Below are 7,435 nucleotides of genomic sequence, written 5' to 3' on the forward strand. Positions count from 1 at the left end.
GCGATGTCGAAAACCCACGCATGAACCCCCGATCTGTGCCCGATCTGTGCCCAAAGCGGCGCTTGCGCGGCCGCTTCCTACCCGCCAGACTCGCCAAAAAGGGCGGTTGAACTTCCTATACCCGATCCTGCTGATCGGCATCGCGGTCAAGAACTCGATCCTGCTGGTCGACTACGCCGTGATGGCCGAGGAAAAGGGCATGACCCGCCACGAGGCGCTGATGGACGCGTGCCACAAGCGTGCGCGGCCGGTGATCATGACCACGCTGGCGATGGGGGCGGGCATGATGCCGATCGCGCTGGGTCTGACGGCGGATTCAAGCTTCCGCATGCCGATGGCGGTGGCGGTGATCGGTGGGTTGATCACCTCGACGGTGTTGAGCCTTGTGGTGGTGCCGGCGGCGTATACGCTGGTGGATGATCTGGAGGAGCGGGTGCTCGGGAAGTTGCGGCGGAAGGCCGCAGATGCCAGTGAAGTTGCGGCGCCACCATGACTGGCATCAAGATAGCGGCGGCCGGTGCAATGGAGTGGCAGGTGTCGACAGGCAAGGCTGGCAGGCTGGGTGGGGCATACCGTCGGCGATCCCGCGCCGCGCACGGACGGGCATTCGGTCTGGCGTTGGGTCTGGTCCTGCTTGTACCGGCCACCTCGGCACTCGCGCAGGATGCGGACGCACTCAGCTTCGATCAGGCGCGCGAGCGGTTGGAACGGGTCTCCGACGCGCTGGCTGCCGCGGACGCCAACCTGCGCGCCCGGCAGGATCTTTCCGATGCGACCGCGCGCCTGCGGCTGCCGGAGATTTCGCTCGAAGCGCGCTACCTGGAGTTCCAGAAGACGCTGAGCTTGCCGCTGGGTTCGCTGGCGCCAGTGGGCGAGGCGTTCGGCATCGAAAGCCCGTTGCGGTTCCAGGAGCGCGACCGGCGATTGCGTCCGGTGTTGACCACGGTGCTGCCCCTGTACACGGGCGGGCAGATCCCGGCCGCGCAGGCGGCGGCCGCGGCCGCCCTGCGTGGGGCGGACGCGGAGCGGGCGCAGCAGTCCCAGAAGCTGACGTCGCAACTGGTCCAGGCCTACTTCGGCCAGGGCCTGGCCGAGCAGGCGCTGAGTGTGCGCCGCGAGGTGCGCGACGGCATGCGGCAGCACCTGGCCCATGCCGAATCGCTTGAACGCGAAGGCTTCGCCACGCGCGCGCAGGTGTTGCAGGCGGTCGTCGCGCGTGACGCCAGCGAGCGCGAGTACCAGAAGGCGCTCAACGACCGCGACGCCGCCGCCCAGGCCCTGGCGCTGCTGCTGCGCAGCGATGGGCCGGTGACGCCGATCACGCCGCTGTTCGTGGTCGGCACATCGCCGGGCACGCTGGAGGCGTTCACCCGGGCCGCGCTTGAGCGGCACCCGCAGCTGGCGCAGCTGCGGGCGCTTGACGACCAGGCGGGCGCAGGCGTGCGTGTGCAGGCGGCGTCACTGAAACCGCAGGTGTACCTGTTCGGCCAGTACGACCTGTACCGCGAGGATGCGCTGCTGACCGACACCGATTGGGCCTTCGGCATTGGCCTGAAGTACACCTTCCTGTCCGGGCGGGATCGCCCGCGCCAGATCAGTGCTGCGCGCGCGCAGCAGGAGCAGGCGCAGGCCGCACTGCGCGAGGCGCAGAACCAGATCAGGATCGGCGTGGCACAGGCCTGGAATGCGCTGGAAACGGCACGCCAGCAGTTCCTGCTGCTCGACAGCAGCATCGAGCAGGCGCGTGAGAACCTGCGCCTGCAGGAACTGGCGTTCCGCGAGGGGCAGTCGACCTCGCTCGATGTCATGGACGCCAGGCTCGGCCTTGGCGCCGCACGGGTCGAACACGCGCACGCCGCCTACGACTATTGCGTGGCATTGGCGCACCTGCTCGAGCTGGGTGGCCAGTCGGCGCGCTTTGGCGAGTACATCCGCAAGGCAGACCACAGGGTATTTCCCCATGAATGAACCCGCTCCGTCGCCGCCGCCGCCACCCGTGGCTGCGGATGCACCGTCCGGCCGCCGTCGCCTGCGCCTTGTCGCCCTGGGCGTGATTGCCGTGATCCTGGTCGGCGGCCTGTGGCTGGCGTTCCGCAGCCCGGCGGACCTGGTGCAGGGCATGGCCGATGCCGACAGCATCAACGTGTCGGCCAAGGTGACCGCGCGGGTGTCGGCGCTGCTGGTGGCCGAGGGGGAGCGGGTCGAGGCGGGGCAGGTACTGTTCGAGCTGGACAGCCCCGAGATCGCCGCGAAGAAGCGACAGGCCGAAGCCGCGCTCGCGGCCGCGCAGGCGCTGGCGGACAAGGCCGAGGAAGGCGCGCGCGTGGAGGACATCCGCGCAGCGGAGGCCAACTGGCGGCGCGCCCAGGCCGGACACGAACTGGCGCGTTCCACCTTCCAGCGCCTGGAGCGGCTGCATGCCGAGGGCGTGGTCACCCGGCAGCAGCGCGACGAGGCCCGTACGAAGGCGATCGATGCCGAGCAGCAGGCGCGCGCAGCGCAGGCGCTGTACGAACAGGCGCAGGCCGGCGCCCGCGAACAGGACAGGAGCGCCGCGCAGGCGCAGGTGCGGCAGGCCGAAGGCGCCGTGGCCGAAGTGCAGGCGGCCGAAAGCGAAGTGCGCGGCCGCGCGCCGACGGCCGGCGAGGTGTCCAAGCGCCTGGTCGAAACCGGCGAGCTGGTGGCGGCCGGCTATCCGGTCTTCACCCTGGTCGACCTCGACCACATGTGGGTGGCGTTCCACCTGCGCGAGGACCAGTTCGCGGGCCTGGAGGTGGGCCGCCGCCTGCGCGGTTCGATCCCGGCGCTGGAGCGCGAGGACGTCGAGTTCGAGGTCTACCACATCAGCCCGGCCGGCGATTTCGCGACCTGGCGCGCGACCCGGCAGTCGGCCGGCTACGACGTGAGGAGTTTCGAAGTGCGCGCGAGGCCGGTCGCGGAAGTCGCAGGCTTCCGGCCGGGCATGAGCGTGCTGTTCGCATGGCCGCAACGCTGACGCGGCCCACGGCACGCGAGGCGTTCGTCCGTTCGGCGTTGCGCGAGTGCGCACGGCTGCGCGCCGATCCCTGGGATCTGGCGTTGGCCACGTGGGTCCCGCTGCTGGCGCTGGCGCTGCTGGCCTGGATGTTCTCGGCCGGCGTGCCGCGCGAACTGCCGGTGGCGGTGGTCGATCATGACAACAGCGCGGCCAGCCGCGAACTGGTGCGCAGGCTCGATGCCGTGCCGGGCGTGCGGGTGGCCGCGCGGCCGGCGGACCTGACGCAGGCCTGGTCGGAGGTGCGCGCGCTCCGGGCGTTCGCGGTGGTGCACGTGCCTGCGGGTGCCGAGCGCCAGGTCCTGCGTGGCGGCAGCGCCGTTGTTTTCGCCTACTACAACGCCAGCCACCAGACGGCAGGGCAGGCGGTGCTGCGGGGGATCGGAGAGGCGGCGCAGGCGACCAGTGGGCATCTCGTACGCCGTGGGGTGGCGCGGGTCGGCGGGGCGCAGGCGGTCCGCCAGCCGCCGCTGCGGGTGCAGGCCACCGTGCTGGCCAACGCCGCACGCAGCTACGAGCACTTCCTGCTCGGCCTGCTGTTCCCGGCACTGCTGCACCTCGCCGCCTGCCTGGCGATGGTCGGCGCGCTCGGGCGCGAACTGCGTGACGGCAGCGCGGGCACATGGCTGGCCGAGTGCGGCGATCGCCTGCTGCCGGCGGTGGCCGGCAAGCTGGCGCCGTACCTGCTGCTGTTCACCGCCTACGGCACGCTGTCGCTGCTCTGGCTGGCGGCGATCCGCGGCGGTGTGGCCGGCAGCGCGGTACTGCTGGTCGCCGCGCAGGCGGCGATGTACCTGGCCTACGGCGGCATCGCGCTGCTGCTGGTCGGGGCCACCCGCAATATGGGCACGTCGCTGTCGCTGACCGGACTGTATGCGGGCACGTCGCTGGCGTTCTCGGGCGCGACGTTCCCGGTGCAGGGAGCGCCGCTGTTCGCACAGGTCTGGAGCCAGCTGCTTCCCTTCACCGCCTACCTCAAGCTGCAGGCGCAGCAGCTCGACCTGGGTGCGGCATGGACGGCCTCGCTGTCGTTGCTGGGGACCTTGGTGCTGTTCGTGCTGGTGGCCGGCGGCGCGGGGCTGCGCCTGTATGCGCGCGGAGCGCGCGATCCGGCCTCCTGGGGGCAGCGATGAACCAGGTCAGGGCCGCCTTCCTGGAGACTCTGCGCGCCGTGTTCTCGGACCGCTACGCGGTGGTGACGCTGATCGGCGCCGTGGTGCTGTACTCGTTCTTCTACCCGGTCGCCTACCGGCACCAGGTGGCTTCGCAGTATCCGGTGCTGGTGGTCGACCTCGACCATAGCGCCATGAGCCGCGCCTTGGTGCGCAAGGCGGGCGCGGTGCGCGCGGTGAGGATCGTCGGCGATGCGACCTCGGTGGAGGAGGCCCGGCCAAGGATCGCCCGCGGTGAAGCGCAGGGCCTGCTGGTGGTGCCCGCGGGGTTCGAACGCGGGATCCTGCGCGGCGGGCAGGGGCAACTGGCGCTGTACGGCAGTGGTGCGTTCCTCGGTCGCGGCGGCGTGGTGCTCGAGGGCTTGGGCGAGGCCGCCGCCGCGTTCGCGCGCGAGGCCGCCGTGGTGCAGGCAGGTTTCGCAGGTGCGCCCGGCGCAGCGCCGCTGCAGGTGGTGGCGCGGCCGCTGTTCAACACCCGCGAGGGTTACGGCAGCGCCGTGGTGCCGGGCGTGGCACAGCTGATCGTGCAGCAGACACTGCTGATCGGCATGCTGGTCATGGCCGGCACGCGTCGCGAACGCCTGGGTCGGCTGGCGTTCTCGCGCCGCGGCCTGCTCGGCATCGCCGCCGCGTTCGCGCTGATCGGCGTGTGCAGCATGCTGTACTACAACGGTCTGGTGATGTGGCTCCAGGACTATCCGCGTGGGGGCAATCCGCCCGGTACGCTGGTGGGCGGAGCGCTGTACGTGGCCGCGGTGGTGGCGTTCGCGCTGTTCGCGGGCAGTTTCTTCCGCACCCGCGAACGGCCCTTCCAGCTGATGCTCGTCACCGCGCTGCCACTCTTCTTCCTGTCCGGGCTCTCATGGCCGGCCGTGGCGATGCCACAGCCCCTGGCGTGGCTGGCGAGGCTTGTTCCCTCCACGCCCGGCATCAACCTGATGGTGAAGTTCAACCAGATGGGCGCAAGCTTCGCCGAGGCGCTTCCCGAGTTGTGCAACCTCGCTTTTTTGACACTGCTGTATGGCGCGCTGGCGGTATGGCGCTACGCCCCGGGGCGGGACGGCACCTGACGGGCCGGTCACGGAGGACGGGGCCGGGGCGGCTTCTGCGCGGGTATCGGAGATCGTCTGCGCGCTGGATGTGCTGGCCGACAATATCGATCCGGCCGAAAGCTGCAAGGCCTTCCGCGTCCGCATGCCGAGCGCCGATGCCCTGCTCCGCAACCGCGGCCTGAAGTGACTTCGGCGGGTGCGGTAACGAAAAGGCGACCCGGGCGACCGGGTCGCCTTTTTCATGCTGCGGACGACGCACCGGAGACGCCGCGTCATCCGCCGCGCGGCCACGCACCGGCGCTCAGTCGCCGGCGGTCTTCCGGGTGCCGGCGCCCGCGAACTCCGGAAACGCCTCCTCCAGCGAGCCTTCGTCCGGCAGCACGTAGAACACGCCGCCGCGCGCGAAGGTGGGGCTGACGACCTGCTCGTAGAACGCCGGAGACACGTTGATGCAGCCGTGGGTGACCCGGTTGTCATCCGGCGTTGGCGAGGCCAGGCGCTCGGGGCGCTTTTCCTCCGGCACGCCGGTCGCGGTCGGGTGGATCGAGACCGCGGACTCGTAGTCGACCCACAGCACGCGGCCGGCATCGATGGACGGACCGTAGCCGCCGACGAAGCGGCCGGCCGGGGTGGTGCGGTCGCGGCCGGGGATCTCGCGCAGGGCGAGGCCCGCGATGCCGGGGGCGGTGTGGTCGCCCACGGCGGAGCCGAACAGGCCGGGCGCGGCGCCGCGCAGGCGGCCATCGCCGCCGAACACGAGGATCTGGGCGGCGGCCTTGTCCATGATCGCGAAGGGATAGCCCTGGCTGTCGCCGGAGGCGACGACCCAGCCGGCCAGTTCGATCACCGTGTCGGAGACGTCCTGGCCGCGGGGCAGTTCGTCCAGTGACGTCACCGGCGGGGTGCCGTCGTCGCGCGCGCTGGCGGTGGCGCCCACGCTGACCAGCGCCAGCGCCAGCGCCAGCGCAACCGCGCGCCGGCCCGGGTGGGGGAGGGAGTGGGGGAAAGTACGGATGGGAAGCTCCTCGGGGGCGGAACACCATCCAACGCGGGGATCCGCGCCGCGCAGGCGACGGATCCCCGCGCCGGTCGGTCAAGCGGAGTGCGTGCTCACCCGCGCGGCACGCGGCGCGGCGACGATTCCAGCTGCTGCACGCGGCCTTCGATCTGGTCGAGGCGCTGGTTGGCGCGCTGGGCGCCCTGATTGGCGGATTCGGCGCTCTGGGCCGCGCCCTGCACCTGGGTGTCGAGGCGGTCGAGGCGGGAGAGTCGCCGCGGCAATGTCTGACGCGAAGATCAGAACGCACCGATACGAACGTGCGAACACAGGCGCAACACTGAGCAGCCGTCCCCGCACCGGAGCGCTGCGTGCCGCGCCTCGCCACATCCCGGCGGCAAGCCGCGGGATGCGCGCCACTGCCGTCCGCCCACACCGGTTCGCGGTACGCGCGCCCGAGCGCACGCTGCTGTACGCGTTGGTAGAGGCGCACTACCCGGACTTCATTGTACGGATCGAAGCGGAGGGCCGCTCGCTGCCCGGATATGTCCGCGAGGCGTTCGATGCCTACCTGCGCTGCGGCGTGCTCGAGCACGGCTTCCTGCGCGTGGTGTGCGAGCAGTGCCGGGCCGAGAGGCTGGTGGCCTTCTCCTGCAAGAAGCGCGGCTTCTGCCCCAGCTGCGGGGCGCGGCGCATGGCCGAGAGCGCGCGGCACCTGGTGGAGGAGGTGTTTGGCCCGCGGCCGGTGCGGCAATGGGTGCTGAGTTTTCCGTACCCGCTGCGCTTCCTGTTCGCCAGCAAGCCGGAGGCCATCGGCCCGGTGCTGGTGATCGTGCAGCGCGTCATCGCCGGCTGGTTAGCCGATCAAGTCGGCGTCGACCACGCCAGCGCGCAATGCGGCGTGGTGACCCTGATCCAGCGCTTCGGCAGCGCGCTGAACCTGAATGTTCACTTCCACATGCTGTGGCTCGACGGCGTGTACGACGCGAACGTCGAGCCCCCGCGGCGCAAGCCGCGCCTGCGCCGCGCCCCCACCTCTGCGCAACTGACGCAGCTCGCCAACACCATCGCGCATCGCGTGTGCCGGCACCTGTCGCGCCGCGGCTGGCTCGAAGGCGAAGACGAATCCGTGTTCCTGTCCGACAGCGCGGGTAGCGACGACGGCATGGATGGGCTGCGG

At 71.1% G+C, this 7,435-nt stretch carries 8 protein-coding genes; 6 read left to right on the forward strand and 2 right to left on the reverse strand.

The window, feature by feature from the left end; translation table 11 throughout:
* The 5 genes from CYU89_RS00290 to CYU89_RS00310 form a co-directional block, all read left to right on the forward strand.
* The coding region (locus CYU89_RS00290; protein WP_296278221.1) for an efflux RND transporter permease subunit at positions 1-493 on the forward strand (493 nt) is incomplete at its 5' end.
* Entirely contained in the window at positions 490-1,968 is a 1,479-nt protein-coding gene (locus CYU89_RS00295; RefSeq protein ID WP_296278222.1) for a TolC family protein, read from the forward strand. The genes CYU89_RS00290 and CYU89_RS00295, both read left to right, overlap by 4 nt.
* A complete protein-coding gene (locus CYU89_RS00300) occupies positions 1,961-2,995 on the forward strand; it encodes an efflux RND transporter periplasmic adaptor subunit (RefSeq protein WP_296278223.1) in 1,035 nt (344 codons plus the stop codon). Before CYU89_RS00295 ends, CYU89_RS00300 begins: the two co-directional genes overlap by 8 nt.
* Positions 2,980-4,167 carry an ABC transporter permease gene (locus CYU89_RS00305; RefSeq protein WP_296278224.1) on the forward strand — a complete coding sequence of 396 codons (1,188 nt, stop codon included), beginning with the start codon at positions 2,980-2,982 and terminating at the stop codon, positions 4,165-4,167. Before CYU89_RS00300 ends, CYU89_RS00305 begins: the two co-directional genes overlap by 16 nt.
* Positions 4,164-5,276, forward strand: coding sequence for an ABC transporter permease (locus CYU89_RS00310; protein WP_296278225.1), 1,113 nt, complete (start codon positions 4,164-4,166; stop codon positions 5,274-5,276). Before CYU89_RS00305 ends, CYU89_RS00310 begins: the two co-directional genes overlap by 4 nt.
* A 283-nt stretch (positions 5,277-5,559) precedes the next feature.
* On the opposite strand, the gene CYU89_RS00315 is transcribed toward CYU89_RS00310, so the two are convergent.
* Together CYU89_RS00315 and CYU89_RS00320 are read right to left on the reverse strand one after the other, a co-directional pair.
* Positions 5,560-6,195, reverse strand: a complete 636-nt coding sequence (locus CYU89_RS00315; RefSeq protein ID WP_079389179.1) for a L,D-transpeptidase — start codon at positions 6,193-6,195, stop codon at positions 5,560-5,562.
* Positions 6,196-6,368: 173 nt separating this feature from the next.
* Entirely contained in the window at positions 6,369-6,539 is a 171-nt protein-coding gene (locus tag CYU89_RS00320; RefSeq protein ID WP_165948777.1) for a hypothetical protein, read from the reverse strand.
* Positions 6,540-6,664: 125 nt separating this feature from the next.
* Here CYU89_RS00320 and CYU89_RS00325 point away from each other — a divergent pair.
* A partial coding sequence (locus CYU89_RS00325; protein WP_296278226.1) for a transposase zinc-binding domain-containing protein occupies positions 6,665-7,435 on the forward strand: 771 nt, incomplete at its 3' end.

The sequence above is a fragment of the Pseudoxanthomonas sp. genome (genome assembly GCF_002863005.1).
Lineage (GTDB): Bacteria > Pseudomonadota > Gammaproteobacteria > Xanthomonadales > Xanthomonadaceae > Pseudoxanthomonas_A.